Below are 25,591 nucleotides of genomic sequence, written 5' to 3' on the forward strand. Positions count from 1 at the left end.
AGCTCGTTTCAGTCGCGCGCTTGTTCATACAGAAGGTTGCCGTTTGATTCATGCGAGTAGCGGCAGCAGTGCGTCCACGGATGCCTGTGGATGCCGGCCACGGCGCAATTCATACACACCCGTCTCCACCAATTGCCGCGTGAAGGCTTGCCAGCCGGGTTGTCCGGCTGCGTACGGTTGATCTGCGTCGAGTCGCGCGACAGCTTTGTCGCTCGGCAGCCTCTTTAGCGACGCATTTGATCCGTCAACGGGTTGAGCGGAAAGAAACACCGCTCCCTTCAATATCATGGGCGCTTCAGCCAAGCGCCCCAGGCTGGTTCGCAGATCGATCTCGAACTTTTCCACACCGCTACGCCGACGGATGACAGGCGCCGAACATATCCAGCGCCGTACGTATTCTTCTTCGATAAGCGGCAGCGCGTCTGCCCTCACGTGCAGATAGTTGGGTACGCCCGTGGCCAATAAATCATCGGATTGTACGAAGACTGCGTCTTCAGCCAGGAAATCGAGGCCATGCAACAAGCTGTTCAATGCCAGTGTCGATTTGCCCGAACCGCTTGCGCCCAGCAGCAGCAAGCCCCGTCCATCTCGTCCCACGCACGCGCCATGCAACGGGACCAGACCCATGCCGCGCGTAGCGAGCGCGAAGACCGCGAATTCGATTAGCTCATAGCGCAGATGATAGGGCTCGATCAGCATGTCTTCGGAGGCCACGATCAGCGCCTTGCGCTGAGCTGGCATCAACACGACGTAATTCGACGCGTCCATGACACCGCATAGCAGCCCCGCGCCCGACTGCATCTGCACAAGAGGCGGCGTGCGGGTGGCACGATGCGCGCGAGGTACAAGCCGCAGCTCGACGTGAAATTCCGATGGGTCGCCTGACAGGACGTAACCGGGCAAACCACCGTATGTCGTTTCCACGAGATCCAGCAGCGCGTCGTTTTGACTGCTGAAAAAAAAGCGGCCGCCGAGTATCTGCTTGCTGAGACAGCGCGTAGTGCCCAAACGCTCGAAAAATGGATCGGCGACAAGATCGGCGTGATCTTCGTACTCCGGGACGCTCTGCCGGATGGATTCCAATTCTGCACAATCCGGCACGCGGCTAATCCTCGTGGTTTTGCCCGTGAGTGCCCTGTTTCCACCTGAAGGTTGCCCGCGCTTCTCCCCGAAAGGCACGCCGGGATCGTTGCACCAAGCAACCGCGAATCGACTTGACGGCACTTACTGCCATGCAATGAAGAACGCTGAAGCGACTGTGCTGTCGGCGACGGCATTGCATGGCTATCCAGGGTATCGCTCAAGGCGCTCTCGCAATGCTAAAAATTCAGGTCGGCCACTCCTACCTACTCACGTATGACCGAAAACAGTGGGAACGTGGCAAACCCTACCCGCCGCTGGCCACGATTCACGTCGCCGCACTGCTGCGGCAGATGGGCCATGACGTCACGCTGTTCGACGCCATGCTCGCCGAAGGCGTCGAAGACTACGACGCTTCCGTGCATGCGGCGCAACCGGATGTCGTATTGCTCTACGAAGACAACTTCAACTTCCTGACCAAGATGTGCCTGGCCCGCATGCGCGAGGCGGCGTGTCAGATGATCGCCAAAGCGCATGCGGCGGGCGCGCGCGTGATCGTTGCGGGTTCCGATGCTTCCGATCAGCCCGACGCGTTCCTTGGTGCGGGCGCCGATGTTGTGCTTATCGGCGAAGGCATCGCGGCACTCGCCGCGCTGATGGAGCGGTTGGATCGCGAGCCGACGATCGATAACGCAACGTGGGTGTCCGGCATCGCGGGTGTCGCTTCGGTTTTGAGCGAACAAACGCACATCACACGCATTGGCGTACAGCCTCCTGATCCGAGACTGGTCACTCGCCCTGCGTGGGATCTCGTCGACATCGAAAAGTATCGCGCGATGTGGCTGGACCGCCATGGCTATTTCAGCCTGAACATGGCTGGATCGCGCGGGTGCCCCTTCCGTTGCAATTGGTGCGCGAAACCCATTTGGGGAAATCACTACAAACAACGCAGTGCGCAGGACATGGCTGCGGAAATGACGTACCTGAAGCAAACCTTCAAACCCGATCACATCTGGATGGCCGACGACATCTTCGGTTTTCACGTCGACTGGGTCGCGGAGTTTGCCCAGTATCTGGACGAATCCGACGGATCGATTCCGTTCACCATCCAGACGCGCGCTGACCTGATCAGCGAACGCATGGCCAATGCGTTGCAAAAAGCCGGATGCGCCGAAGCATGGATCGGTGCCGAAAGCGGCAGCCAACGCGTGCTCGATGCCATGACCAAGGGCACGAATGTCGCGGAGCTGATTGCAGCAAGGGAACGCCTGGGAAGTCGCGGCATTCGCGTCGGCTTCTTTATTCAGCTCGGATACCTGGGCGAACAGCTCAATGACCTGCTCGCAACGCGCGAACTGATCGCCAGGGCCGCGCCCGATGATATTGGCGTGAGTGTTTCCTACCCATTGCCGGGCACGAAGTTTTACGAAAAAGTCAAAGCGCAGCTTGGCAAGAAAACCCATTGGCAGGACAGCGACGACCTGGCCATGATGTTCCGCGGCGCGTACGACTCCGACTTCTATCGGCAAATACGCAACCTTCTCCACGAGCAGGTGACGATCCAGCAATCGAAACACTCGCAAGAGCCGGATCGTTACAACGCGGCGGTGGCCGAACTGGATGCGCAATGGGATGCGTTGATCGCCGTCGAGGGTGCACATCGCACCGAACACCCCACGGCCGCTTTGCATTTAAGGGAACCGCAGCATGCTGCCACCGCTCAAAACGGTTAAGGCCGGCCTGCGGGTCGCGACGGAGGCGCTAGCCCGCGAACTTGCGCAGGCGCGGCCGGGCAATCCAACGCCTACCTGGAATGACCTTCAATGGCAGCTTGCGATGGCGACGGCGGCAGCACACGGCGTGTCGCCACTGCTGAGTCAGTTTTCGCGGTGGCAACACGCTGGCTGGCAGGCGTTTCTCGCCGAACAGCGCGAACATGTCGAGCTACGCCATCGGCGCATTGTTTCGTTGCTGCAGCAGATCGATGAGAAGGCGTGCTCCGCGGGAATCGTGGTTGTCCCGCTGAAGGGATCGGCGCTTCACGCGATGGGTCTGTATGCACCCGGCGAGCGGCCCATGGCCGACATCGATTTGTTGGTGTGTGAAGAGGACGCGGCCAACATGTCGGTGTTGCTATGCCAACTGGGTTACGAGGAATCGTTCAAGCAGTGGAAGCATCGTGCATTCAAACCCGTCGCGGGTGAGCCGTGTTTCAGCCTTGGCGAACACCGCGATACCCCCATCAATATCGAATTGCACACGCATATTCAGGAGCGCTTGCCGGTCTCCACGATCGGTATCACGCATCGCATCTTTCCGCGCGATCCAAAGCCCGGCTTGAACGCATATCCGTCGCTCGGGGCGATGATGAGCCATCTGCTTCTGCATGCTTCGGGCAATTTATGCCATCGAAGCGCGCGCCTTATTCACCTCAACGACATATCGCTGCTGGCGACACGCATGTCGGCCGAAGACTGGAGCGTGTTGTGGGGAGAACGCGGCGACGAGTCGGCATGGTGGGCTTTTCCGACGCTCCAACTGGTGGATCGCTATTACCGCCACGCCATTCCCGATGCGGTACTCGATCGCACCGAGCGAGATTGCCCTATGTGGCTGCGCACGATTTCAAAGCGTCAGACGCTGACCAAGCTTTCGTGCTCGGAATTGTGGTTACACGCGGTACCTGGGCTCGAATGGTCCAATAGCTTTTCCGAAGCATGGCGTTATGTGCGCCGTCGCATCAGGCCCGATGCCGAGATGATCAAGGAGCGCGCAGATATGGTGCGCACCCAGGCGTGGCTGCAGGAGAAGAGCTGGGTCACGCTGCCGCAGCGCCGCCGCATGATCATGTGGCTGACACAACCCATACCGCGCATGGATACACTTTATGTGGTTCGCTCGGCGCTGGAATCGCCGGCTTTAGCGAGTCAGCACTGATTTCAAGCGCTCGCTGCGATACGACGTCAACAGTTGCCCATACAACGCTTCGAATGTCCGTGCTGTGCAATCGGCGTCTTCAGTGATCGCCCGGCGTTGCGCTTCACTGGCCAGTCGCAAGCGCAGCGATTCGTCTGTCAATACGATGTGGACAGCCCGTGCCAACGCATCCGGATCGCCGATTGGAACAGCCAGCGCCGCGGCCGGCGACCATTCGGCGATGTGACCCACATTCGTGCCGACCGTGGGTACACCCGCAACGGCAGCTTCCAGCAATACCAAGGGGCCTGCTTCGTGCAGTGACGACATCACGAGCAGATCAGCCGACTGCATGATGTTTCGTAACTCGGTCTGCGTCTTGAAGCCGAGAAACCGAACGCACTCATCCAATCCAAGCCGAGTCGCCAGCATTTGCATCTCGCCGTCCAGCGTATCGACGCCGACGATATCCATTCGAAAATCCATTCCCGCGCCACGTAGCTCGCAAAGTGCTTGCAGAAGCGTTGTCTGATCCTTGACGCGATTGAGACTGGCAACATGGATCAGATGAGCCTGTTTTTCCTGCCGTGTGCGTGGTGCCAGCGGCGCCCAAACACGCAGGTCGACCCCGAGCGGTACGCGACGTCCGCGAATACCCAGCGTGCGCAACGAATCCATGATTGGCGCACTCGCCGCCGTAACGATATCTGCCTTACGCAACACCAACGCTTCGCGTAACCGGCTCCACCATTTGCGTCGGCCGCCGTATCCAATCTCATGCAGTTCGGCGAGTTCACCGCCCGCGATATGCACCAGGCTCGGCAATCGCAACAGCTTTGCCGCGACCACCGCTACAAAGCTGCATGACCCTGAAAAGATCGCCTGGATCAGATCGAAAGGCGCACGAGCGTGTTCCACACGAATCGCTTCAATCGCTCGCCAGCGCGTTCTCTCATCGCCAATGTTGTGGATGGTGGCGCCGGCAAGCTGCCAGCAATCCGCCTGCGCCTCTTGCCGCAGTGCGAAGACATGCACCTCATGGGCTTGGGCGAGGCGCCGGATCAGCGCGAGAAACACCGGAATCACACGGTATTCGCCCGAGCGATCCACACCGCCTGGCAGGACGAGCGCTATCTTCACGCTGCCCTCCGTCTATGTGTGTCGATCACCGTTGCGTAGGCGGCCGCCCATTGGCGGCCAAGCGCACTCGGCGACAAGATGTTGTCGAAGTGCGCTCTCACGCGCTCGGGTGAAGCGCGATTTGCAGCCGCGCGGATCAACGCCTCGCTAAGGCTGTCGGAATTGCCGCAATGCCAAAGTTGGCCGATATCACCGGTCAAGGCACGAAACGATGGAATATCGGTGACGACCGGGGTTATGCCGCAGGCCATAGCCTCCAGCAACGCGTAGCCGCAACTTTCGCTGTGGCTGCCCGATACAAACAAATCCGCCGCACGCATCAACCATTCGATGCGTTCGTGAGGTAGCTGCCCTAGCAGATGGACGCGTCCGGCAAGATGCGAATCGCGCTGGATGCGGCGTTGTACATCGGCGAGCAACGGCGCATTTCCGAACACGCACCAAAGTTGTAAACCTGGCAACGCTTCGGCGGCACGTGCAATCCCATCGAGTACGGTGAGCGGATCCTTGCCCTGATTCAGATGACCAACCCAAAGAACGCAGGGGTCGCCATGCAAGCCCGTTTCCGCGCGCGCGCGCGCGCGGCTGCCACGCGTAAAGCGGCAGGTGGACTCGGGTATCGCGAAAACGTTTGAATCGGGACGAAGCAGGCCCTTTTTTATGAAAGGCGCCGCCAACTCGGTCGTCGTAAAGGCGACGCCCGAGGCCGCACTGTACCAGCGGCGCGATTGCGGCCTTCGCCACCAGCGTGGGGGACGATTGGCATGATCCTGAAAAAGAATCGGCAAGTTCGGCAGTCGCTTCGATATGGCGAACGCATCTTCGGCGAAATCCAGTCCATGCACGTGCAGGACGTCTGCATTGAGTTCCTCAAGCAGGCTGCTGAAGTGATTCGCCCTGAGGTGCATTGAATCGTCAGTACGGCTGTGAGTGAAGTGGTAAGTGATGCCGTTGCGTTCAATGTGTTCGGCGTTCGTGGCCGCCTGAATAACCGAGACACGCGCGCCCGAAGTCGCCGCGGCTTCCGCAACATCGACCAATGAAGGCCAGCGCTGAAGAACGTCAGTACCACTCGTTCCATGGGGAACCGGCACAAAGTTGATCTGCGCAACGTGCAAGGCCGTCATGCGCTAAAGCCCCGAAACCTGTGGCACGCGAAGGCGCACAAGACGGTTGGCCAATTCCAGCTCCCATGGCTTGTTGTATTTGCGATAGCTATAGCGCCACGCTGCCGCGGCACTCAGCGTTCGTTTGGCCCAGCGCGGTGAACGCAAATCCTGCGCGGTGGGAAAACGGCAACGCAGGACGGTGACGAAATCGCGAATGCGACGGCGCATCGAGTCGGTCACCCACGGCGCGTCGGCGTGGCAGGCGTAATCGACCCAGCGTTGCTCGGTCCATTCCTCCGGCGTCTTTGGAAACATGACCGGGTTGCCGTGCAGATCCAGCAACGGCATGGACGCCCGCTTACCGCGATCCTTTTCGTGCTTGCTGCTTTCCGGTAGCGGCGTGTACACGTAGACAACAATTTCCGATTGCGGATTGATCCGTTTCAATTCGCGGATGAATTCGAAGGTATGTTCGGTTTCCTCCTCGGTATTTTCCGGAGGTGCAACCATGAAAGAAAGCTCGGGAATCACGCCGTGCCGCCTGCAGAGCTCAGCCACTTCCAATGTCTGATCCGGCCGTGTGCCTTTGCGAATTTCCTTCAGCATCTGTCCGCTGGGCGATTCTGCGCCTATGTACGCCATGCGCAATCGACTTTTGCGAACCAGTTTCCATGTGCTGTCCGACAGCTTCAGCAGCGCATCGGAGCGCGCGTAACACCACCACGGCAGTTCCAGCTTCGCCATAATTTCGAGCAACGGGATCATGTCTTCCTCGCGATCGAAGAAGTTGTGATCGAAATATTGGATGGAATCCGCGCCGAGTTCGTCTTTCAGATAGCGCAGGTCGCGTTCCAGCCGGGCCGCAAAAGGCAACGCCGTCTTACCGCCGAACATCGCGGCGACGCCGCAAAAGGTGCAGCGGAAGCGGCAGCCCACAGCTGCCTGATGCGCCGCCGTCCGTCGGCCAAGGAAAGTGCGCGCCAGATACCGGCGCGGATCGCCCAGCTTGTCGTAGGGCAGCACGATGCCCGGATCGGCCATCGAGAAACGGCGATTCGGGTTGTGCCGGACGCCGTCGCTACTTTTCCAGGACAGGCCGCCGATCTTGCCCAACACCTCTTCGGTTGGATGGTTCAGTGCGGCGACGAGCTCGGGAAAGCTTTCCTCGCCCTGTCCGCGTATCGCGTAATCGACGTAAGGTGCAGTTAGCGCGGTGTCGGTATACAGCGTCGGAAAGTAACCGCCCCAGATGATGGGCTTCTCGGGAAAGTATTCGCGCACGGCTTTCGACACGGCTATGGCCGGTGCGATCTGCGGGCCGCCCATGACACTGATACCAACCGCATCGACAGGTTGTCTTGCCAGCGCTTGCAACGTCTCATCCACGACATCGCGATCGACGTTGCCATCGATAATGTGACTGTTGCCCGTACGATCCAGTGCCGCGGAGAGATGCAGCAACGACAACGGAAACCGCGCGCTCGAGCGCGACGTAATCGTCGGATTGACCAGTAGCGTGTTCGGCTTGTATGTCATGCGTGTGTCGATAGAAGAGGACTCAAGGGGTTCGCCTCAGCTGAAAAACAAGTGCGACAGGGACCTCCATAGCAACGCGATCGAAGTGTGCGTCAGGGGGGATATCGGCAGGATTCAACATAGGTTCCAGCACCTGCTCGATCGCTAAACCGACCGACGCACACGCGGTGTGCCAGCGGCTGTAGAGATGTTGGGTATGCCTTACCGCGTAGCGTTCACCGCCGTGCTTGAAGTCGCGTAACCAGCCGAGTGCGTGACCGATCGGATGCACATCGCTGCACAACACGATGCCGCCGGGACGCGTTACCCGACTGATTTCCGCTAGCGCCAACGCGAGGTTTTCAACGTGCCCGACCGCCAGGCCGCTGATGGTCAGGTCTGCCCATGCATCAGGTACGGGCAAATCCGTAAGACAGCCCTGCATCAGTTCGATATCGGTGTTGTTGCGGTAGGTGCTTAACTCTTCGCTTGCGCGCTCGAGCATTTCCGGCGACAGATCCACGCCGATCACGCGAAACGCACCGCGATCACAGGCATGCAACATGTAACGTCCACTACCGCAGCCAGCATCGAGCACGGTGATGCCGTCGAGATTTCCTGGCATCAGTGCGAGCATCGCGCGCTCTTCAGCGAGCATCACCGGATTGTGCGCGCGTGCCGGATAGGTGGAAGCCCAAAGTGCATAAGCCCTGGACGGAGCGAGGATGGGCGTTTGCATCAGCTACACCTCGCTTCCAACACGGGTTCGTATTCCTCTTCGCGCATGTCGTTAACGAGCGCTAGACCAGGCTCGAGCGCGACAAGTGCAGCGTCGGCGAGATGCCTGGCAAGCAGCTTCGGTTTGCCATCCAGCGTGACGCGCTCGGTTTCCGTGCCGGTTGCCGCAAACCATTCCGCGAAATCAGGATCGGCGATTTGAGGAACGCCATCGCGAACCACCGCACGAATCTGACTGCGCTCGATGCCAAGAAGGCTACGCATAGGATCGCCACCCATGTCTTCGACAATCACCATGTCGGCATGCATGCCTGGCACGAGGCGCCCACGTGATGGCAGACGCAGCATGGATGCAGCTTGTGTCGTGACAAGGCTGAGCAACTGAGTGGTCGTCAATCCTGCGCTATCGATGACACGGCAAAGTTCTTCGAGCAGATCGCGTGCGCCGCTGAGCCGGGAGTCGCTACCCAACGCCAGGCGGCCAGCCTCACAAAGGCGCCTGGGATCGAGCGTACGTCCGAGCAGCGCATGATTGCTACCCGGGCACCAGACGACGGATGCGCCGATTTCGATCACGCGCTCGATGTCCACGTCGCTCAAGCCGACCCCGTGTATCAGCACGCTGTTGGAAGCGAGACATCCAAGGTGATCAAGTTGCGCAAGCTCCGATTGCGCGACACCATCGGTGCCTTCCGCTAGATGAATCAGCCACGGAAGGGTCGCGGGTGTTGCCGCGAAACTCTCTTGGACCGGCGGCCCGTAGTCAGGCCAGCCCAGCGCATAGCTCCAACCATAGTCGCGCAGCAGTGCAACGGGAAAATCGGCGTCATCCAGCGAGGGATGCCACGGATCGTGATGCGCGACACAGGTCGTGCCAGCGAGCAGATTCTTGAGTCCGCCATGCCGCATGCGCAGCGACTTGGGCACACGCAACGCCGCCACGACGTCAGGCTTTTCGAAATGCGCCTGGAACGCTTCGATCCACGCGTAACTGTTCGGGAAAGGCGTGCCCTGTACCAGAGGCGGAACGACGTTGACGTGCAAATGATCATGGGCGTTGATCAGCCCGGGAAAAATAAGGTGATCGCGCAAGTCGACCCGATAGGCCCATGCAGCGAGCGACGCGTCGAACAACCCGGCACGAATCGATAGCGGTGCCTGCAAAACGCCTGCGGGTTCGACAATACCCGCATGGCACAAGCTGGCGTTCGTTCTTGCCGGTAACGCATTCATGGCATTAACGCCGCCGCATCACGATGAGAAAGTGATCGCCCATATTGCGCAGTACCGGCATGGCACCAAACCGGTCGTCCAGCTTTCCGAGACGTTCGCATCCTGCGCGATGGCGGCGGTAGTAATCCACCAGATAAGGCGGAGGCATGAACAGGCTCAGGGCGCGATAGCTTTCCAGCGTAAAGCGGTCGGTAAACGCGCGATAAAACTCGCGCGGGCTGTAGTAGTACGTCCAGATCGTGTGGCGATTCATGCCGACCGCCGTTGCACCGCGCGCAGCGCGTATCGCTGCACGCCGGAAGCGGCCTTTGAAGGTGTAGTACGCCATCTCCCACGGGCAGATTCGGCCGATGACCGAAAAGATCAACAGGCCTCCGGGGCGCAGCAGGCGTTCGCACTGTGCTGCAACGGCATTCAAATCCGGGGCGCAATTCAAAGGGCCAAAATTGGAATAGATCGCGTCGAACCGGTCGTCGATTTGCTCCAGCTGATGAATGCCGACATGCGTTGCATTCACGCGTTCTTCCAAGCCGCCCGATACCGCACGAGCACGCGTACGCTCGACCATCTGTGGCGACCAGTCGCTGGCGACGACCTCATAGCCGCGGCGCGCGAATTCAAACGCATCGATGCCTGTGCCGCAGCCAAGATCGAGTAAGCGCCTCCCGGCGGGAACCTCGGCACAGACGGTGTCCCATAGCGTCACACGCATGCGTTGTATCAGTTCGTTATTGCCGCGTGGACCGTCATAATCGGCAGCCACACTGTCGAATGCTTGCTGCGTCTGAAGCAGCTGTGTCTCATCCAGCGCATCGACACGCGTTCCGGTTTCAAGCTTCAAAGGCTTACTCACATCAATCTCCGCTCAACCGGTTCCAAAGGCTCGCTAAGTGAGTGCTTCGTGCAAAGCCTTTGGTTGAACGCGCATAGCGGGAAACGTCAGTTTTTACGTCGCAGTGCGTTTCTGCCAATAGCCACGAGCGTTCCGAGAAAAAGGGCCGCCAAAATTCCGCCGCCCAAAATCATGACGGGATTCGGAAACACCGGACTGCGGGGCACATAGACGGGCCACATCAGCGCCGTCTCGTAGGTATAGGCAGGGCTCAGGCGGTTGACGAGCTCGCCTCGCGCCATTTGCAGGTCGTGGATTTCCTGGTTTCGAGTTGCCAGAAGCACGCCGGCCAGCGCGGATGCCTGCGTATCCTTGTCGACAACGCCGGATCCGCTGCGCAAGATGGTCGCCTGCACGGCATCGCGCGCCGCGGTGGCACTTTGCAATTCCGCGTCCACTTCTTGCAGGCGTTCTTGCGCAAGCGTCAACGACACCGATTCGAGTTTCTGATGCACGGTTTGTAGTTGCGTCACTGTCGCCGAGGCCAGTTGACGTGCAAGTTCGGGAGACGTAGCCAGCACTCGCAGCTTCACAAGCGGCCCTTCATACGTGAGCGGCTCCAGTTTCAGGCTCTTTCGATACAGTTGCGCCTCGGGTGAATCGGGCGACAGGCCGATGCTTCGGACAACCTCGTTCTGAAACGGAATCATCTGGATTCGATCGATGACGCGCATCATCGGCTCGACCTTGGGGTCCTGCCCCATCGGCGCCGTGTCGACCTGCCCGATCTGTATCCAGGCCGTCGCTTCCCATTGCCGCTTGACGCCCTGGAGGTAGGTGAAGGTCAGCGCGACGATCAGAATCAACGGCACGACAAACCATTTCCACTCGCGTTCAAGAACACGCCACAGATCGATCAGATAGACGTCGTCTTGTTCCACGGATGCGAAGTTCATAAGGATGGCGCCAAAGGGAAGGTCAGTGGGTCGTAGGGATCGCGCCACGCGTCACATTCGTGCGCGTGGCGTTCCGGTTCGGAAGGCATGTAGCGAGAACCTGTAAGAGCAGACAAAGCGCGATAAAACTGAAATTTGTCCACGTGTACGCCTGGGGCGCGAAGGGCGACATGACGCATACGTAAGACACGCGAAGAAAGATCAGCAGGGCGAATAGCGAGACGTTGCGACGCAGAAGCCGGACACTCCAGAGCAACATCGCGTACAACAGAATCACCGACATGACGGCACCGGCAGGGCCGAACGCCATCAGAAAGGGAAAGAATTCCGTGCCGACATTGATGTTCGACGCGTCCAATGGAATATCCGTTCCGGCTGTGGCGACCGAGCCGCTGAGCGGTACAAGTTGATTGATTAGGAAGCTGGCATTGCTGTAATGCTTGGCGGCTATCGCGCCAAAGTTGTACGGTCCTGCGCTCATGTAGAGCAACAGCCATTTCACGCCTTGTGGTAACGCGTGGTAGACCTTGCTAAAAGGTAGCGCCACCGTGTCCAGGGAGCCTGATCGCAGCGTGCCGAGCACTGAAAAAACCGTTGCGCCAACCACCGCGAGAAAGGCAATCGTCTTCCATGGCAGTGGCCTTGTCGTATCTCTGCGAAACAGGATCACGAGTGCGAAGGCGTATAGCGTCGCAAAGATCCTGTTTCGATCAATGACAACAACCGGAAATATCAAGCCAATCGCAATGAGCAGATTGCGCAGCCACCTGCTTCGCACACATAGGATTCCGACGGGCGGAAGTATCCAGCACATGTTCGATATGTGGCGTATGTGCTCGCGTCCCCCCTCCATGGTGGCGTACGACGAGGGGTTGTCGAACAGCGGCATCGGGAATAGCACGATATCCAGCACGCAGAAAACGACGATGACGGCGGAGAAGGCGAGCGCGACGAAAGCTTCTCTGTTGCCGGCATAGCGATACGATCTGAACCGCGTAATTTCAGGAATGCGCGAACCCATCCAGAGGTCAAACAAAACAATGGCAATCGCTGTCACGGCGAGCAGACAGATGCCGTCCGCGTAACCGTAAGGCAGGTCGTACGTAAGCAAGGTCAACCCACATGTCAAAAGAATGGGGATGCCCAGATAGAACGAGGGGAGGCGCAAGATCTGTCTCATGCCTTCCTCAATGCGACGTGGCCGCCGGAGTGCCTCAGCTTGGAAATGACGATCAACAGTGCGTAGGCAGCCATGTGAAACAACAAGGGGCTGATGCGCCGCTGCAGAAAGGCAACCTTCGCGCCAATGAAATGCGATTGCGCCTTAAGTAGCGTTTTGTACGGTTCCTGGAACAATCGTGACCGTTGTGTGGCCACTCGTCGCGACTCGACCAGGTTCACTATCCGTGTTGCGCGGTGCCGTGTCTTGCTCAGGTTGGCGCCATGAAGACGATAGGCGCATACGCTGACATCGATAAAGCCAAGCGCGTCGCGCGCGGCAAGTCTCAGAAAGAAATCCCAATCGTCGATACGCAGCCCTTCGGTCCAGCGATCCACGGTATCGAGCGCGCTTTTCCGAATCAGTGCGACCGGGCCGCCGACGGCCCACTGGCTGATCACCGCGCGCCGAATGCCCTCGGTCGAGCTGTACAGCTTTTTGTTTGCGCCGTGCAGGTCGCGCATACCGCTGTCGTGCAGCCGATTGCCTTGCTGATCGACAACGACACAGTCGCCAATCACGGCATGCTTGGACGGATGCATCTGCAGGTAACGAACCTGCGCCTCCATGCCGCCGGGCAGCAGGTAGTCGTCACTGGCACCCAGCCGAAGGTACTGTCCATGTGCCCGGGCGGCCAGCTCGTTGAGTGTCGCCGCGATACCGCGATTGCTGTGATGCGCATACTCAATGCGCAATTCATGACTGTGCGCGGCTATCCACTCGACAATCTTTGCGCTTGTATCGTCCGTCGATCCGTCATCGATAATGATGATTTCCTTCGATGGATACGGATCTTCCAGCACGCTATCCAGGCAGCGCTGCACAAAGCGTTCGTGGTTGTAAGCGGGGATGAGTACGGATACCAGCGGCAACGCATCTACGGCTGTCATATCGCCCCCAGATAGCGTCGTGCCACGCCGATGTTGAATAGCAAATAGAGCAGGTAATTCACAGCAAATGCATACATGGCGCCTACGAGCCCAAAGTACGCGGTGAAGACGTAGACCAGTGCGAGGTAGCTCACGGCGAATACGCATTCGGACACGACAAATAACCGCGTCATCGCTTTGGCAAGCATCAGATAGGAAAGAACAAACGATGCAACCTTCAGTACGTCACCGACCAATTGCGGGCCGTACAGTGGATTGGCAGAGGAAAAATTGGCGTTGAAAAGCAGCTGCGTCACCATGTCTCTCAGCAGGTAGACAAGTGCAGCTAGAACGATGACTACGGGGATGAGGTGCCGGTACGCATTACGAAGTTCGATCACAAGCGATTGGCGCTCGTGTGTCGAGGCGAGTTTTGGAAGGTAGTAAATGTTGATGGCCGTAGTCAGAAATAACAGATACGCGTCGGACACCTTGCTGACAGCCTGCCAATAACCAACCTGTTCCCATCCGTACTGCGCGGCGAGATGATTGCGCACGACGATATTGACCAAAGGTGGAAGCAGTGCGGACGTCAGCGTCATCAACGAAAAGGCGGCGAGACGCGTCGTCATTTCCGGATCGAAGCGCATGTGCAGCATGTTTCGCTGGAAGTAAGGGCTGCGCCACCATGCCGGCAATCCCACCGCGAGTGTCAAAACCTGCCCGATCACCAGGGCGAGCAACGCACCATAAAGATGGAGCCAACGTGACAGGCCGATAACCATGGCCACACTGAGCAGCGACCCGACCACCTGGATGAGGGCGAGGCGCCTGACATCCATGAAACCGTTGATCACGGACAGGATGTAGTTGATCAGTGCGATGCCTAGTTGTGCGACCGCCAATATGCGTATGAGGTTTTCGTAGCGAGGATCGTCCAGCAGCCACACGGCAAGTTGCCGGCTGAAGATCAACGCTGCACACCCCATCACGCACGACGCACACAGTGCATACCACAACGCCGCCGCCAGCAGTCGCGACAGCCGACGCGCATCATTGCGGTATTCCGCCACGTATTTCACGATGCCCGCGCTGATGCCGCCGCCCGCCAATACTGCGAGTAACGACATCAGGCTCATGAATTGTCCCAGCTTGCCTACGCCGGCAGGGCCCGCAAACCACGCCACCAGCTTGATCACGACCAGGCCTGCGAGCAAACGTGACGCCGTGGCGATGCCTGTGTAGAACCCGGTGCGCACGATATTCATGCGTCGCACTCGAATGACTGACAAGCGGCGATCACACGGTCGGCATCCTCGCTTCGCATGGTCGGTCCCATGGGCAAGCTGAGCACTTCATCGTGCAGCTGTTCCGTCAAAGGCAAATGCACATGTTGCAGGCTGATATACGCCGGTTGCCGGTGTGGAGGAATCGGGTAGTGCACCAGTGTCTGAATGCCTTGCGTGTACAGATGCTTCTGCAATGCATCGCGATGCGCGGAACGCACGACGAAAAGATGCCACGCATGGCTCTCTTCAATGCTCACCTTAGGTAATTGAATCAGTGGATGCCGGATAAGCTCGCGATAGCGGAGCGCGATTCGGCGACGCTGCCGGATGTCCTCATCAAGGTGAGCGAGCTTTACGCGCAGCATCGCCGCCTGAATTTCATCGAGCCGCGAGTTGATGCCTTGATAAAGGTGTTGATACTTCACCTCGGAACCGTAATTGCGCAGTGCGTGGATGCGGTGAAGCAATTCGTCGTTGTTGGTGACAACAGCTCCGCCATCACCCAGTGCTCCGAGGTTTTTTGCCGGAAAAAAACTGAACGCGGCCGCGTCGCCGAGGGCACCGGCTTTACACTGATCTCTCATCGCACCGTGTGCCTGAGCCGCGTCTTCAATCAGGAGAAGACGATGATTTGATGCCAGCTCTGCCAGCCTTGGCATATCCGCTAGCTGGCCATAAAGGTGCACGGCTATGATTGCGCGAGTGCGTGGGCTGATAGCAGCTTTCACCATCACCGGATCGATGTTGAAGGTGACCGGGTCGGGTTCCACCAGAACCGGTATCAATCGATTGTCGGTAATCGCCAGAATGGTCGCTATGAAAGTGTTGCCGGGAACGATGACTTCGTCGCCCTCCTTGAGTACGCCAAGCTCCTTGTATCCGCGCAGAATCAGGGACAAAGCATCCAATCCGTTACCGACGCCAACGGCGTGCTGCACGCCACAGTACGACGCAAATTCCTTTTCGAATGCATCGACCTCTTCACCCAGAATGTATCGGCCCGAATCGATCACGCGCGCTGCCGCCGCCTTGAGCTGGTCGGCATAGCGTGCATTGATCGCCCCGGCGTCGAGGAATGGGACATCCATCAGAGCACCCACTCGTAAAAGTCGTGCACGACGGCGCGCGCGCCAAAATATTCCTTTTGCGCGATCAGACCACTGTTGAGCTGGGTCCCTTCCTCTTCCGATGAGATGCCAAAGCTGAAGTACTTTCTATCGGCATAGACGGTGTTGATGAGCTCGGCCAAAAGAAAGCTAAGCGCCTCCGAGCGACGCCCGTCCTCGGAGGAAGCCATGTATTGCGTGTGTACGGCCTTTCCAAAATCGTAGACGAGAACGCCGGCATGCAACTCATCGCCCACATGCGCCTCGTGCAAGACGATATTTTGAGGAAAGCGGGACTGCAGCAAGCGCAACTCCTGCAAGTTGTGCGTCGGCACGGCGTGGTGTTTGCGAAGCGTCTCGGTCAGCAGTGCATGGAATTCGGCGATGTCGCCGCCCGTCTGAATGCGTACACCCGCCTTGCGCGCCTTGCCGATCGACTGCTTGCGACCGTCGGTGAAGTGAAACGGATCCTGCAGTGAAATAACTGATGAGATATCCCGCCGTTTCAGCCGGGCTCCCAATCGGTGCAACGCGTACAAATCTTCTTCCGCCGGGGATTGGTGAAAGACATGTGGTATCGCTTTGTAGACGATGCGTTCGACACCTAGCGCGCGATAGTGGTCGCCCACTTGTTGAAAAACGGACAGCGTCGACTCAGCCCGCAATGCGGGAGTCGCGATGAGGCCGGCGTAGGTCAGCCCCGCATGGCTTACCACCTCGGTGCCACGCAAGTTGGCAGGAAACACTGCTTCGATGTCGCCATCGCGCTCGATCACGAGCGATGCGTCGACAAAGCGCTCTGCGTGATAGTCCATGTAGCCACGTAGATGCAGGAAGTTTCCATTGCGAGAGCGGCCGACCAATGCGTCCCACGCGCCGGCATCGGCTGGCGCGTACGGTCTAACCGTAAACATGGGCGTCACCTGTCACGCTGGCATGGCTCATGTCGGCGACGCCGAAGCCATCCTTGCCCATGTCGTTGCCGTTGTAGAACATCAGCCATTTATCGTGATGTTCGATCATCGCGGGGTAGCAGATAGTGCGCGAATCCCAGCCGCTCCCGGACAGTGCGATACCTAGGTCTTCGTCATGACGTTCCCAGTTCACGCCATCGTCGCTATAGGCAACGCCGGGAAAGTATTCGCCTGTCGTGTTGCCGCGCGTGAAGTACATGACGTAGCGGCCGTCGATTCGATGCACGCGCGGGCGCCCAATCCGATATTCCGTGCCTTGTGGCCGCAGGCAGATGTAATCGTTGCGCGGGATGTTTTTCAGATCGTCCGTCTCCACGCAACGAATGTGATAGCGCGGAAAGACGCGATCGCCGATAGTTTCCCAGTCGTCGCCTACGGCATACCAAAGACGCCAGCGATTTTTCTCGCGCATCACCGAGTGGATAGCTCCGATGGTGCTGCGGCCGTGCGCCCGGTCGAGAATGGGTGTTTCCTGCATACGCCGAAAATGCGTACCGCCGTCATGCGACACGGCGAGGCCGGTGAAGGCAAGGAACTTTGCTCTCGCCACACGCTGAAAGCCGACATAGAACATGTACATGCCATCCGGTGCGACGATCACATCGCCAAGGATGACGCCGTGATCGTCGAAGCAACCGGCACGGCCGACATCCAGTACCGGTTGCTGGCTCACGCCGACGACGGATGCCGGGTCGTCCGCGAGCACATCCACATAACCGATGCGACTTACGCCATCGTCATCACGGAAACCCGCGTAGACACGGATCACGTCGTCACTGATACGGTACGGCGTTGGCGTCAGCGCCGAATGGCGCATCCATCCGCCCACGCCTTGTCGCGTGGTGTCGAAGACCAATCCCCTCTTGTTCCAGGTTTGCATACGCTTCAAAGCTTCACGGCAAGACTGGATTTATCCGGGAGCGCACGAGCGGGCGATCCCACATAGATGCGGCCAGGTTCGGTATCGCGGGTAACCAGTGATCCGGCGCCAATCACGTTGTCTTCGGCGATCTTGACGTGATCGTTGAAGGTCGCATTCACACCGATGAAGCAGTTCTCACCGATGTCGCAGTAACCGGAAATAACGGCATGCGACGCCACAAACACGTTGTCATGCAAGACAGTGCGATGCCCGACGTGATTTCCGCTCCACAGGATGCAGTTGTTGCCGATGGTGACGAACGGCTGGATCACGTTGTTTTCGAAGATGAAGCAGTTTTCGCCCACCTGGGCATTGCGCCAGACAAATGCTCTCGAGCTCACATAGGTGGCGAGTCGATAGCCCTTGCGTTTCGCATCGCGATAGAGTCGCGTGCGAAGACGATTGAGCTGGCTGGACGGTATGGCGACGAAGACGTCGTGGTCCTGCGGTGGATATGTTTCTTCCATTGTTTCGTATGCCACCACGGGCCGGTCCGCCAGGAACGGCTGTGACAGGTATTCGCGCTCGACACTGAAAGCGACGACCTCGTAAGTACTGTCGTGCTCGAAATATTCGCAGGCGATCTGTGCGAACTCGCCCGCACCGATGAGCACTAGCCGCCTGCGCATGCAGTCATATCCTCCATGTACAGCATGCCTCTGGCTTCGCGAAGAAATGCCGCATAGTCGGTGATGTAATCGGCCGGATCGTAGAGCTGGTCCGCCAACACCATCAGCACGCAGTCGTCGCTGAAGTCGTAGAGCTCGCGCCAGACCATGTTGCCAATCAGCAATCCCTGCGTGGGATCATTGAGCACGACCTCGACCGGACCGCTACCGTCATCGAGCAGAATGGTCACCGATCCGTGCAACGTCACTGCCATCTGATTGAGATGTCGGTGTGCGTGCTGCCCGCGATGCACGTCGTTTTTTGTTGCGAACAGGTAATACACGCGCCGGATGTCGAAGGGCACGTTCCGATTTTCTTCCAACGCGATCAGCATGCCGCGATGGTCGCCATGCTTTTGCAACGAGATGCGTTCGATTTCCATGGTTTGACCCAGGCTGTGAATGCGTGGAAATGACCCACGTAACTGAGTGCCTGGCTACCGGCGAAAGGTTGTTGCGATATGCCGCAAGGAAAAGCGAAAGCTACTTTTATGTGTCAGCTAAACGCCAGACCCAGAGGAATTTTGCGCATCTTCGTAATCGCTGCAGCGCAACCTTTCGCCGCTGTGCCGGCACCCACGCCCACTAGGCCGCTTTGCTCCTCGTGATAGCACGCATGGAGCGCATGGGTCGGCAGCGCGCAAAGGCAGCTTGGATATGGGATGGGAGAACAAGGCTCAACCAAAGCGTGGCAGCGATGCGGCATTCCTGCCCGATCTGCAAGGTCGTTCGAGCGCATCGCTTGATTCAACGTTGCAGCAGCATGTCGCGCGTCCAAGAAAGCTGGTCGTTCTTCATTGGATTACCGTACTTTGCGTTTGTACCGCCGCTGCCCTGATCCTGATCCGGGATGAAGTCGACGGCCGCACAGTGCGGCAGTGGTTGCTGGAAGGTCATCGGCACTTCGGCCTGTTCGTGTTGATTCTGTTCTTCGTGCGTGTGGTGCTTCGCTTCCGGCTCGGCAAGCTGCCGTCGGAAATCAGATCTCGATTGCTCCGCATTGCCGCGACGTCGACGCACATTGCGCTCTATGCGCTGCTGCTCGCATTGCCGTTGCTGGGTTGGGCGACCAGCAACGCTCAGGACAAACCTGTCCATTTTTTTGGCTTGACGTTGCCTGCTTTGGTGAAGGCCGATGAGGATCTGGCCGATCAGCTTCAGGCATACCACATCGATGCAGCGTGGATCCTGCTTGGACTGGTTCTTCTGCATATCGGCGCAGCACTTTGGCATCACTTCATTCTGCGCGACGGCACGCTGCGCGCCATGTTGTTCAAGCGCCGCCGATGAGTGCGCGTCCTTTGCTTACTGATTTGCACGAGGAGACTGCATGTCATCCGCTCTGAACTGGCACATGGTGCGCCGGGCAACGATGATTTACGTGTGGCTTGGCATCACTGCGCTATTGCTGCTGATCAGCACCACCACGCAGGCAACGCCCGCCTATGCGCGGCAAACCGGATCGGCCTGCGCGGATTGTCACGCCGGCGCCTACGGCCCTGCGCTGACACCCTACGGCATGCGGTTCAAGCTCAATGGCTATACCGACACCGATGGCAACGGCACCAAGATTCCGGCCGCCGTGCAGTTGACGGGCACGCGTTCCGTACCATCGCGCGGCGAAAGCACGAATGAGTTGACCGAAGCGGACCTGTATCTCGCCGGACGCGTTACGGACAACATCGGCGGCTACGTCAAGATCGAAAGCGATAATCAGGGCGACAACAAGTTCAACACCAAGCTGAGCGATGCCGATCTGCGCTTTGTCGTCAAAGATGTGAATCTTGGCAGCAAGGAAGCGACGTTCGGTGTCAGCGTCAACAACAATCCCGGTTTCTCGGATGTCATTTCCGATCTGCCGGCCGCCGCGCAACTGGGGCCGCCCGGTGTCACGGGCACGCTGCTCAACCCATCCAGTCCCGACGCGCTGGCCGATCGCGTGATTGGTGCAACCATGTATGGGCTTTACGATTCCGATTGGTACGGCGAGCTCGGCACGTACAATTCCTTGCCGCTGTCCGAGCAGGATCATCTCGGTTATCCGCTCTCTGGCGACCCCGGGAAACTGAGCGATACCGCGTATGCGCGCTTCGCATACATGAAAGATTTAAAGAAGCAGTTCTTCTCCGCGGGCATTGTCGCGTTGACGACGAAGCGGCAATTGCCGCGTTCCGGACCCACCGACAGTCTCACCGACCTTGGTTACGACGTCACGTATCAGTATCTGGGCAACCGCGAAAACATCCTGCAGGTGAGCTACGTCAACATTCTCGAGCAGCGACGCTATGGCAGTTTGCCGCCCAGTCCGTTCCCTGGTGTGACAGCACAAACGCATGGCGCTGTGCACGATCAGACCTTCACGGTCACGTACACATTCAAACAAAGTTACGGCCTTACGTTCTCGCACCTGGTGGATAGTGGATCGCGCGACATAGTTCGTTACCAGCCCTACGGCATTCCCGACACGACGAGCAACCTGCTGACCGTGTTCTGGACACCGTTTGGCAAGGACGATTCGTTTACGTCCATCGCGAACCTGAAGCTCGCGGCCACCTGGTTCCGCTTCGCCAAATTCAACGGCAGCACCTTGAACGTTTTCGGTGTGGGCCCCGGCCTCCCGGTCACGAACGCGAACGATCTGAATGCGTTCTCGCTGACGGCAAGCATCGCTTTCTAAAAACATGTACAGGAGTCGGCACGTGAGAAAGTCATCGAACGCATCTTTTCTGCGGTGTCTGGTTGCCGCGGGCGTGTATATCGGAGGAATTACGATCTCCCCTTTTGTCTGTGCCGGTGACCCTGGCGCCGGTGCAGACGTTTTCAAGCAGGAATGCGCCGAGTGTCATAGCCCGAAGGAGGGAAAAAACAAGAAAGGCCCGAGTCTGTTTGGCATCGTCGGGCGCAATTCGGGCAGCATCGCCGACTACCACTATTCGGATGCATTACAGCAAGACCACTGGGTGTGGACTATCGACAAACTGCACAGCTATCTGTCGCAGCCGGCCAAGAAAACCAACCCCGGTACCAAGATGAAATACGACGGCTTGAACGATCCCAAGCAATTGGACGATCTCATCGCCTACCTGAGCACTTTGCATTGACGACATTCCCTTGTCGTCGCAGATCGACTATAAGCCCGGAGTACTCTTTACGGGGCAGCGTTCGTGCGTCTGACTAAGTAGAGCTTATGACGGAGCGTCACTCTTCACGTGCGCCTTTGACGTCGTGCCGATCTCGTGCACGACTGGGGTCGTTTGCTCTCGCTCTCGTTACGATGATTGTCTGGTTGCCGCTGCATGCGCAAACGTCCGGTATCTCCGGTGCCATCGGTGTCAGCTCGGAATTGGTCGATCGCGGCCTGGCGGTATCGCCGCCCACACCTATTCTGCAAGGTGCCTTGTCGTGGACGACACCCAGCGGCTGGTCGTTGGGTGCGTCGGCGGCGACGGAAATTCGCTCGCCCGGGAAGGTCTCCGAAGCGTTGGCACAGGTGTCCAAGTACTGGTCGCTTTCCAATGACTGGCAGATGCGCGGCAGCCTGCTTTATTACGACTACCCCGGGAACGCACGCGCCAAGTACTTCGACCGGAGCGAAGTGGGCGTCGACTGGATTTACCGGGACATTCTTACTTTTGGGCTGTCCGGGATATGCCTCACCAATGGCGACGAGCACCGGCCGCGTGGCGCGGCGGATGTGAATTTCCATTGGCCGCTGGCCTGGCATTTCTCCCTCTCGGCAGGGGTCGGGGTCGCTCAGTCCCTCCTTGCCCCGTATGGTCCACACGGTTACGGCCGCGCCAGCGTCTACCGTTATGGCCAGCTAGGTTTAAGCTGGAGCTACGGGCGGTGGCGAATGGAGCTGGATCGCGTCGCCGCCGACCCGGGGTCACGCCGGCAATGGGGTAATCTGGTTGCATCCCCTTGGGTGGGCACGATTTCCTGGTCATTTTGATTCATGGGCAACCTTTGGGCGCCGATAAGGTACCTACGACGCCTACCGACGCCATCGGATCACCCCTCCGAGCCCTATGAACGAAGCCGATATCGACGCCGATACCAACGACCGCATGCTGCTCCAGCGCATGGCGGCCGGAGACCGTGTTGCGCTGGCGACGCTGTATCACAGCTACCACGGCAGGTTGTGCCGCTTCCTGTCCCGCTTGACGCGTCGCGCCGACGTGATTGAGGAAGTGATCAACGATTGCTTATGGATTGCGTGGCAAAAAGCAGGCGATTTTCGCGGCGACTCGCGTGTGTCCACATGGATCATGGGCATCGCCTATCGCTGCGGCCTGAAAGCACTGCGGCAGCGTGGCGATGAGCCGGTGGAGGACGACAACATTCCGGAAGATCGCATGCCGTCGATTCATCCGGACGAAGATCGCGAATTGCGCGACTGGTTGAGCAAGGGCCTCGATCGCCTCACTGCCGATCAGCGCGTGGTCGTCGAATTGGTCTACGGCGTGGGCCACACGCTGGAAGACGTTGCAACCATCATGGGCTGTCCGGTGGGTACCGTGAAAGCTCGCCTGTTTCATGCGCGCGTGAAGTTGCGCAACGTACTGCCAGCATTGGCAGGAGATTCCATCACCTTGAAAGAGAAAGTGCCATGACCCTTCCCATGGATACCAGCCAGGATTGCCTCCGCGCCTGGGAGGCCATGCCCTGGGTACTGCAAGAAAGTGCTACACCCGAGCAAAGCGAATGGCTGAAAGGTCATCTGGCGCATTGCGAGTCGTGCCGCGCGGAATTCGAACAGCAGAACCGATTGCGGCTCGCCATGTCGTTGCCGACCGATGTCCGCGTCGATGCGCATGCCGGGCTACAGCATCTGATGAATCGCATCGATGCCGCCGAGCACGATGCATCGCCTTATCGCGTGCGTGCCGGCAACTGGCTGGCGCGTGGACTGGTAGCGGCTGTGTTGATCCAGGCTATCGGCATCGGTGTGCTCGGCGCGAAGCTGTATTCCTACGGCGAAAAGCCGGTCTATCGCACGTTGAGTCAGCAAGCTGCGCCGGTCGGCCCGGGCGCCATTCGCGTCGTGCCCGATGCAAACATGACACTCACCGACTGGAACGCGGTGCTGCACACGTTGCACTTGCAAGTGGTGGCTGGACCCAACGACGTGGGTGCATATACCGTTGCACTCGTGAACAACACAGCCAACACCCAGCAAGCCGTGCAGCAATTGCGTGCCACGCGAGGCATCCGATTGGCGGAGCCCATCGCTTCGACACCATGAAACATCGCTTCATCATGCTCGTTCTGGCCATGCTTGGCTTGGCTGCCTGTGCGCAATCGCCGGTTGTTGCGAGAACCGGCGACCAAGCGAACGCGATTCAATCCGCAGCAACGAGCGTGTCGTCGATGAGCAGCCAGCGCGACATTGTGCTGGCCGTAGCGAACCCGGTTGAGCCGCCGGCCACGCATGCCGGCTCCACGTTGCTGGGCTACACGCCACCGGGATTCTATGGTGCAGGCCAGCGTGCGGTTTCCGATCTCACGTCGTTGAAGCAAAACTATGGACTGCGCGAAGTATCGGGTTGGCCGATCAAGGCGTTGAACCTTTATTGCGTTGTGCTGGAAATGCCACCCGGCACGTCGCGTGATGATTTGCTGAAAAAACTCGCGAAGGACAGCCGCGTAAAACTCGCGCAGCCGCTGAACGATTATGCCGTCTATGCCGATGCGACACCGCAGGACGCCCCGCACTACAACGATCCCTACGTCAATCTTCAGCGTGGCTTCGTCGAAACGAATGCTGCGCTTGCGCAGACGGTGAGTCAGGGCAGTGGCGTGCACATTGCCGTGATCGACACTGGCGCCGATACGTCACATCCCGATCTGCAAGGCCGCATTCACGACAAGCAGAATCTGGTGGATGACGACGCGGCGGCGTTCAATCACGATAGCCACGGCACCGAAGTGGCGGGCATTATCGCCGCGGATGCCGACAACCACCAAGGCATCGTCGGCATCGCACCGAAGGCGATACTCAGTGTGTACAAGGCATGCTGGTACGACACCGGCGATGCAGGTGCGCGCTGCAATACATTTACGCTGGCCAAGGCGCTGGCGGCAGTCATCGATACCGACGCACGCATTATCAATTTGAGTCTCGGCGGGCCTGCCGATCCGTTGCTGGACAAACTGCTCGATCAGTTGCTGGATCAAGGGCGCATTGTCGTGACCGCATTGCCGCCAAGTGGAAATCGCGATGGATTTCCGGACAGCGCGCCGGGCGTTATCGTCGTGCGTGTCGCCGGCACCTCGCAGGCGTCGCCAGGTATTTTGAGCGCGCCGGGAACCGACATTCTTACAACACAGCCTGGCGGCGGTTATGACTTCACGTCCGGATCATCCATGTCGGCCGCGCATGTCAGCGGCATTGTTGCGTTGATGCTTTCGCTCTCGCCCAAGCTCGATGCACAGCAAGTGCGCGACGTGTTGCTTCGAACCAGCAAAGTTTCCAATGGCATGCTTCAGGTGAACGCCGCTTCTGCCGTAGATGCGTTGCGCGACACACCCAACACCCATCACTGATCGGCTCCCCGTCGTTTAAAAACTCCACCGAAGGAAATGAGCGGTGAACGTTGCCCTTTCTTTGCAAAACTTTCCCCAAACGCTTCGCCCCATGCCCGATGTTGCTGGCCAAGCGCAGCCGCATCTGGCCGGAGCGCTGGACTGGGTAGGCATGGACGGTATCGAAGTGCCGGTGCGTTTCGACGCGGGCGACGGCGATGTGCAGCGCGCGAGCGCGCAGGTCGGCGCCTTCGTCAATCTCACCCGGCCCGACAAGCGCGGCATTCACATGTCGCGTCTTTATCTGCTGGTCGATGAATATCTGAGCAGCACGACCGTCGATGCGGCGATGCTTGAATCCTTGCTGCGCGCGTTTCTGGATTCCCACAAGGATCTGGCCGATCGCGCGCGCATCAGTATCCGGTTCGACCAGCTTGTGCGCCGCGCCGCCTTGCGCAGCGACAACAGCGGCTGGCGCGCCTATCCGGTTTCCATCGAAG

General features: G+C 58.8%; 26 protein-coding genes. 10 read left to right on the plus strand and 16 right to left on the minus strand.

Going from position 1 to position 25,591, the window contains the following annotated elements; translation table 11 throughout:
* Positions 1 to 48: 48 nt before the first annotated feature.
* Positions 49 to 1,101 (minus strand): serine kinase, encoded by a 1,053-nt coding sequence (locus EKH79_RS13765; RefSeq protein ID WP_233590311.1) that lies wholly within the window; start codon positions 1,099 to 1,101, stop codon positions 49 to 51.
* 215 nt (positions 1,102 to 1,316) lie between these two features.
* Between EKH79_RS13765 and EKH79_RS13770 the strand changes: the two genes are divergently transcribed.
* Complete coding sequence (locus EKH79_RS13770; RefSeq protein ID WP_126674384.1) at positions 1,317 to 2,813, plus strand: B12-binding domain-containing radical SAM protein; 1,497 nt, start codon at positions 1,317 to 1,319, stop codon at positions 2,811 to 2,813.
* The gene (locus tag EKH79_RS13775; RefSeq protein ID WP_126674385.1) at positions 2,788 to 4,017 is read left to right on the plus strand and encodes a nucleotidyltransferase family protein; all 1,230 of its coding nucleotides are present in this window, start codon (positions 2,788 to 2,790) and stop codon (positions 4,015 to 4,017) included. Before EKH79_RS13770 ends, EKH79_RS13775 begins: the two co-directional genes overlap by 26 nt.
* Here the strand turns inward: EKH79_RS13775 and EKH79_RS13780 are convergent.
* From EKH79_RS13780 to EKH79_RS13850, 15 genes are all read right to left on the minus strand, one after another.
* Positions 4,000 to 5,136, minus strand: coding sequence for a glycosyltransferase family 4 protein (locus EKH79_RS13780; RefSeq protein WP_126674386.1), 1,137 nt, complete (start codon positions 5,134 to 5,136; stop codon positions 4,000 to 4,002). The genes EKH79_RS13775 and EKH79_RS13780 overlap by 18 nt on opposite strands.
* Positions 5,133 to 6,263 (minus strand): glycosyltransferase family 4 protein, encoded by a 1,131-nt coding sequence (locus tag EKH79_RS13785; RefSeq protein ID WP_199754313.1) that lies wholly within the window; start codon positions 6,261 to 6,263, stop codon positions 5,133 to 5,135. The genes EKH79_RS13780 and EKH79_RS13785 overlap by 4 nt, the downstream gene beginning before the upstream one ends.
* Before the next feature lie 3 nt (positions 6,264 to 6,266).
* Complete coding sequence (locus EKH79_RS13790; protein ID WP_126674387.1) at positions 6,267 to 7,781, minus strand: B12-binding domain-containing radical SAM protein; 1,515 nt, start codon at positions 7,779 to 7,781, stop codon at positions 6,267 to 6,269.
* 22 nt (positions 7,782 to 7,803) lie between these two features.
* Entirely contained in the window at positions 7,804 to 8,502 is a 699-nt protein-coding gene (locus EKH79_RS13795; RefSeq protein WP_199754331.1) for a class I SAM-dependent methyltransferase, read from the minus strand.
* The gene (locus EKH79_RS13800) at positions 8,499 to 9,731 is read right to left on the minus strand and encodes an amidohydrolase family protein (RefSeq protein ID WP_126674389.1); all 1,233 of its coding nucleotides are present in this window, start codon (positions 9,729 to 9,731) and stop codon (positions 8,499 to 8,501) included. Before EKH79_RS13800 ends, EKH79_RS13795 begins: the two co-directional genes overlap by 4 nt.
* A gap of 4 nt (positions 9,732 to 9,735) precedes the next feature.
* Positions 9,736 to 10,572: a class I SAM-dependent methyltransferase gene (locus EKH79_RS13805; RefSeq protein WP_233590326.1), complete on the minus strand. Its 837-nt coding sequence runs from the start codon at positions 10,570 to 10,572 to the stop codon at positions 9,736 to 9,738.
* Between the two features lie 98 nt (positions 10,573 to 10,670).
* Positions 10,671 to 11,504 (minus strand): Wzz/FepE/Etk N-terminal domain-containing protein, encoded by an 834-nt coding sequence (locus EKH79_RS13810; RefSeq protein ID WP_126674390.1) that lies wholly within the window; start codon positions 11,502 to 11,504, stop codon positions 10,671 to 10,673.
* A gap of 37 nt (positions 11,505 to 11,541) precedes the next feature.
* On the minus strand, positions 11,542 to 12,699 hold the full coding sequence (locus EKH79_RS13815; RefSeq protein ID WP_126674391.1) for a hypothetical protein: 1,158 nt from the start codon (positions 12,697 to 12,699) through the stop codon (positions 11,542 to 11,544).
* Entirely contained in the window at positions 12,696 to 13,628 is a 933-nt protein-coding gene (locus EKH79_RS13820) for a glycosyltransferase family 2 protein (RefSeq protein WP_126674392.1), read from the minus strand. Before EKH79_RS13820 ends, EKH79_RS13815 begins: the two co-directional genes overlap by 4 nt.
* On the minus strand, positions 13,625 to 14,875 hold the full coding sequence (locus EKH79_RS13825; protein ID WP_126674393.1) for an O-antigen translocase: 1,251 nt from the start codon (positions 14,873 to 14,875) through the stop codon (positions 13,625 to 13,627). Before EKH79_RS13825 ends, EKH79_RS13820 begins: the two co-directional genes overlap by 4 nt.
* Positions 14,872 to 15,984 carry a DegT/DnrJ/EryC1/StrS family aminotransferase gene (locus EKH79_RS13830; protein WP_126674394.1) on the minus strand — a complete coding sequence of 371 codons (1,113 nt, stop codon included), beginning with the start codon at positions 15,982 to 15,984 and terminating at the stop codon, positions 14,872 to 14,874. Before EKH79_RS13830 ends, EKH79_RS13825 begins: the two co-directional genes overlap by 4 nt.
* Positions 15,984 to 16,916 (minus strand): GNAT family N-acetyltransferase, encoded by a 933-nt coding sequence (locus EKH79_RS13835; RefSeq protein WP_126674395.1) that lies wholly within the window; start codon positions 16,914 to 16,916, stop codon positions 15,984 to 15,986. Before EKH79_RS13835 ends, EKH79_RS13830 begins: the two co-directional genes overlap by 1 nt.
* Entirely contained in the window at positions 16,903 to 17,856 is a 954-nt protein-coding gene (locus EKH79_RS13840; protein WP_126674396.1) for a glycoside hydrolase family protein, read from the minus strand. Before EKH79_RS13840 ends, EKH79_RS13835 begins: the two co-directional genes overlap by 14 nt.
* A gap of 5 nt (positions 17,857 to 17,861) precedes the next feature.
* Positions 17,862 to 18,527, minus strand: coding sequence for an acetyltransferase (locus tag EKH79_RS13845; protein ID WP_126674397.1), 666 nt, complete (start codon positions 18,525 to 18,527; stop codon positions 17,862 to 17,864).
* Positions 18,512 to 18,949 carry a sugar 3,4-ketoisomerase gene (locus EKH79_RS13850; protein WP_126674398.1) on the minus strand — a complete coding sequence of 146 codons (438 nt, stop codon included), beginning with the start codon at positions 18,947 to 18,949 and terminating at the stop codon, positions 18,512 to 18,514. The genes EKH79_RS13845 and EKH79_RS13850 overlap by 16 nt, the downstream gene beginning before the upstream one ends.
* A gap of 400 nt (positions 18,950 to 19,349) precedes the next feature.
* Here EKH79_RS13850 and EKH79_RS13855 point away from each other — a divergent pair, with 400 nt between their 5' ends.
* The 8 genes from EKH79_RS13855 to EKH79_RS13890 all read left to right on the plus strand — a co-directional run.
* Complete coding sequence (locus EKH79_RS13855) at positions 19,350 to 19,856, plus strand: cytochrome b (protein ID WP_126674447.1); 507 nt, start codon at positions 19,350 to 19,352, stop codon at positions 19,854 to 19,856.
* A 64-nt stretch (positions 19,857 to 19,920) separates the two neighbouring features.
* Positions 19,921 to 21,243: a cytochrome C gene (locus tag EKH79_RS13860; RefSeq protein WP_126674448.1), complete on the plus strand. Its 1,323-nt coding sequence runs from the start codon at positions 19,921 to 19,923 to the stop codon at positions 21,241 to 21,243.
* Between the two features lie 22 nt (positions 21,244 to 21,265).
* On the plus strand, positions 21,266 to 21,667 hold the full coding sequence (locus EKH79_RS13865; RefSeq protein WP_425478503.1) for a c-type cytochrome: 402 nt from the start codon (positions 21,266 to 21,268) through the stop codon (positions 21,665 to 21,667).
* Between the two features lie 173 nt (positions 21,668 to 21,840).
* Positions 21,841 to 22,518, plus strand: a complete 678-nt coding sequence (locus EKH79_RS13870) for a TorF family putative porin (protein WP_126674400.1) — start codon at positions 21,841 to 21,843, stop codon at positions 22,516 to 22,518.
* A 76-nt stretch (positions 22,519 to 22,594) separates the two neighbouring features.
* On the plus strand, positions 22,595 to 23,179 hold the full coding sequence (locus EKH79_RS13875) for a sigma-70 family RNA polymerase sigma factor (protein WP_126674401.1): 585 nt from the start codon (positions 22,595 to 22,597) through the stop codon (positions 23,177 to 23,179).
* Complete coding sequence (locus tag EKH79_RS13880) at positions 23,176 to 23,811, plus strand: anti-sigma factor family protein (protein ID WP_126674402.1); 636 nt, start codon at positions 23,176 to 23,178, stop codon at positions 23,809 to 23,811. Before EKH79_RS13875 ends, EKH79_RS13880 begins: the two co-directional genes overlap by 4 nt.
* Entirely contained in the window at positions 23,808 to 25,112 is a 1,305-nt protein-coding gene (locus tag EKH79_RS13885; RefSeq protein WP_126674403.1) for a S8 family serine peptidase, read from the plus strand. Before EKH79_RS13880 ends, EKH79_RS13885 begins: the two co-directional genes overlap by 4 nt.
* Before the next feature lie 91 nt (positions 25,113 to 25,203).
* On the plus strand, positions 25,204 to 25,591 hold a 388-nt coding region (locus EKH79_RS13890; protein WP_199754318.1), incomplete at its 3' end, for a GTP cyclohydrolase, FolE2/MptA family.

The organism is Dyella dinghuensis, assembly GCF_003977615.1.
Lineage (GTDB): Bacteria > Pseudomonadota > Gammaproteobacteria > Xanthomonadales > Rhodanobacteraceae > Dyella_B > Dyella_B dinghuensis.

Coding starts and splice junctions, on each gene's coding strand:
- EKH79_RS13770 (WP_126674384.1), top strand. CDS start 1,317: ATGCTAAAAATTCAGGTCGGCCACTCCTACCTACTCACGTATGACCGA.
- EKH79_RS13775 (WP_126674385.1), top strand. CDS start 2,788: ATGCTGCCACCGCTCAAAACGGTTAAGGCCGGCCTGCGGGTCGCGACG.
- EKH79_RS13785 (WP_199754313.1), bottom strand. CDS start 6,263: ATGACGGCCTTGCACGTTGCGCAGATCAACTTTGTGCCGGTTCCCCAT.
- EKH79_RS13790 (WP_126674387.1), bottom strand. CDS start 7,781: ATGACATACAAGCCGAACACGCTACTGGTCAATCCGACGATTACGTCG.
- EKH79_RS13800 (WP_126674389.1), bottom strand. CDS start 9,731: ATGAATGCGTTACCGGCAAGAACGAACGCCAGCTTGTGCCATGCGGGT.
- EKH79_RS13815 (WP_126674391.1), bottom strand. CDS start 12,699: ATGAGACAGATCTTGCGCCTCCCCTCGTTCTATCTGGGCATCCCCATT.
- EKH79_RS13820 (WP_126674392.1), bottom strand. CDS start 13,628: ATGACAGCCGTAGATGCGTTGCCGCTGGTATCCGTACTCATCCCCGCT.
- EKH79_RS13825 (WP_126674393.1), bottom strand. CDS start 14,875: ATGAATATCGTGCGCACCGGGTTCTACACAGGCATCGCCACGGCGTCA.
- EKH79_RS13830 (WP_126674394.1), bottom strand. CDS start 15,984: ATGGATGTCCCATTCCTCGACGCCGGGGCGATCAATGCACGCTATGCC.
- EKH79_RS13835 (WP_126674395.1), bottom strand. CDS start 16,916: ATGTTTACGGTTAGACCGTACGCGCCAGCCGATGCCGGCGCGTGGGAC.
- EKH79_RS13840 (WP_126674396.1), bottom strand. CDS start 17,856: ATGCAAACCTGGAACAAGAGGGGATTGGTCTTCGACACCACGCGACAA.
- EKH79_RS13845 (WP_126674397.1), bottom strand. CDS start 18,527: ATGCGCAGGCGGCTAGTGCTCATCGGTGCGGGCGAGTTCGCACAGATC.
- EKH79_RS13850 (WP_126674398.1), bottom strand. CDS start 18,949: ATGGAAATCGAACGCATCTCGTTGCAAAAGCATGGCGACCATCGCGGC.
- EKH79_RS13860 (WP_126674448.1), top strand. CDS start 19,921: ATGGTGCGCCGGGCAACGATGATTTACGTGTGGCTTGGCATCACTGCG.
- EKH79_RS13870 (WP_126674400.1), top strand. CDS start 21,841: ATGATTGTCTGGTTGCCGCTGCATGCGCAAACGTCCGGTATCTCCGGT.
- EKH79_RS13875 (WP_126674401.1), top strand. CDS start 22,595: ATGAACGAAGCCGATATCGACGCCGATACCAACGACCGCATGCTGCTC.
- EKH79_RS13880 (WP_126674402.1), top strand. CDS start 23,176: ATGACCCTTCCCATGGATACCAGCCAGGATTGCCTCCGCGCCTGGGAG.
- EKH79_RS13885 (WP_126674403.1), top strand. CDS start 23,808: ATGAAACATCGCTTCATCATGCTCGTTCTGGCCATGCTTGGCTTGGCT.